1 protein-coding gene is annotated in these 2023 nt (G+C 41.1%); it reads left to right on the forward strand.

Going from position 1 to position 2023, the window contains the following annotated elements; translation table 11 throughout:
* The first annotated feature begins 250 nt into the window (after nucleotides 1–250).
* A complete protein-coding gene (locus tag IBX48_RS10410) occupies nucleotides 251–1957 on the forward strand; it encodes an AIPR family protein (protein ID WP_296834317.1) in 1707 nt (568 codons plus the stop codon).
* Nucleotides 1958–2023: the final 66 nt, after the last annotated feature.

The following is a 2023-nucleotide window of genomic DNA, read 5'->3' on the forward strand; positions in this document are numbered from 1 at the left end:
CCCGCAGAATCAACCAGGGGTTAATCGAGGTGCCCAAATGCTAGAACAAACCGTTTTTGAAAGGGTTGTTTGCGGGTTATACGAATCCGAGCACATCGCACCGAAATACATTAAGTTTTATGAATCCGCTTGTGGTGGGTAAGCAATCAAAGCTAAACGTTTAAAACTACCAGGCTTGGTGTGTATCGAGATTGTTGGCGTACTTGATTGACGTGTCGAAACGGCATGATGTTTAAAAGGAATTTAAAAGATGAACAAGGCATTATTTTTAGATGGATTTAAGCAACGCATTGTCAATAAGTTTTCATTGCGCGAGGATTTTGCTTTTGAAGTGTTGTGTATTGCCGCGTTTTTAGACATGACCTTCGACGAAGTGCTAGACAATGTATCTACCATCGTTAATGGCAGTGGTTCACACGATGCTGGCTTAGATGGGATTTATTTGGATGAAGAGGAGCATGACTGCACGCTTCACATTTTTCAGATAAAGCACACCGCCCATTTAGGTGATAACGAGTTGGCTAAGTTTGTTAATGATTACCGCAATCTGTTTGTGATGGATAATGCGGCAAATTTGCCTTTGAATGATCGGGTGGCTGCGGCCTTGGAAAAATATAAATCAGTGGTGCGCGCGGGCAAGGTGGTTGAAACACGCCTTTATTTTGTCTTTAATGGTGAAATAACCGCACAGAATCAACCGCTGATTGAGCGCCATGAAGCGCACGCCGAATACCTTAAAGTTTACGATTCGAATGCGTTATATGAGCGAATCGATGATTTATTGATGGATCATAAAAAGCGTAAAGAAGTGCGTTTTAGTTTTATGGCAGAAAAGTCCAATATTTCTTTAAAACAAGATCCTCAGGCACTGATCTCTTTTCAGATTCAAAATATTAAGGCCATCAACTTTCGATTAACTGCACTTGATTTATGTCAGTTATTGGACAAAGAAAAATCCATCAACAAACGCATTGACACGGTTTTTAGTGAGAACATTCGTGGTTTTTTACGCGACAACAAAACCAATAAAAAAATTCGTGAAACCTTGGAGAGTGATTATGCCGAGTATTTTCCTTTTCTTAATAACGGGATTACGATTATTGCCGAGCAGGTGAAGATTCCGCGAGAAATGCAAGCCGGCGCTTATCCTGTTGAAACTAAAAACCCAGTGATTGTCAATGGGCTACAAACCACCCATGTGATTTACGAGATATATCAAACCGCCCCAGAAAAGCTAGAAGGGGTGTATGTGCTGATACGGTTGTATGAAACCAATGAACCGGATGTGCTGGAAAAAATTACCGATGCTACTAATACGCAATCACCGATTAATTATCGGGATAAGGTGAGCAATAAGGATTTTAACGCCTTTGCAAAAACACTATTTGAATTGCAGGGGATTGGGTATTTAACCAAGCGGGGCCAAAGCTTCGATGCCCAGTTGAGTTTACAAATGAATGAATCGGTGCACAGCGATGTGGTGCTCAAATTTTGGTATGCCACCTTTAATGAGCTGCCCGAGGTGGCTAAGAACGCCAAATCAAAAGTACTTGAAGATATTTTTGAAGCTAGCCAGTCTAAAGAGCATGCTTTATATTCGCTGTTTAATGGCGATAAAAATTCACCTGTTTACGAGCAAATGCTCAAAGCCTATCGTATTTATCGGTTTGTGATTCAAAAACGCCATGCGGCTGAAAAATCAAAAGTGGATGATGCGGTGTTTTATGCCGATGAGCTATTAGCCTATGGCGTGCACAAGTCAGGCGTTGATATCAACGGCTTTGAACAGGCTTATCAGCAAGTGTTACAAGCCATTACAAAAATGGTGGCGGACGAAAAATCACTGTTGGCTTCTAAAAATTTGAGTTACAGCCACAATGCCTATTTTAAATCAGCCAAATCGCGCTTTGATTTAAATCAGCGGTTGGGATTTATAGAAAAAGAGTGGTTGGCATGATTGTGGTGTAAGCCATTTTAATTTTTGGAAACCACCAGGCCTGGTGGGTCGCAATATGGCGTATTT

This window comes from Thiomicrospira sp. (assembly GCF_014859555.1).
Lineage (GTDB): Bacteria > Pseudomonadota > Gammaproteobacteria > Thiomicrospirales > Thiomicrospiraceae > Thiomicrospira.

What these genes read in the sequence shown, in the direction of transcription:
- IBX48_RS10410 (WP_296834317.1), top strand. Translation starts at nt 251, where the DNA reads ATGAACAAGGCATTATTTTTAGATGGATTTAAGCAACGCATTGTCAAT.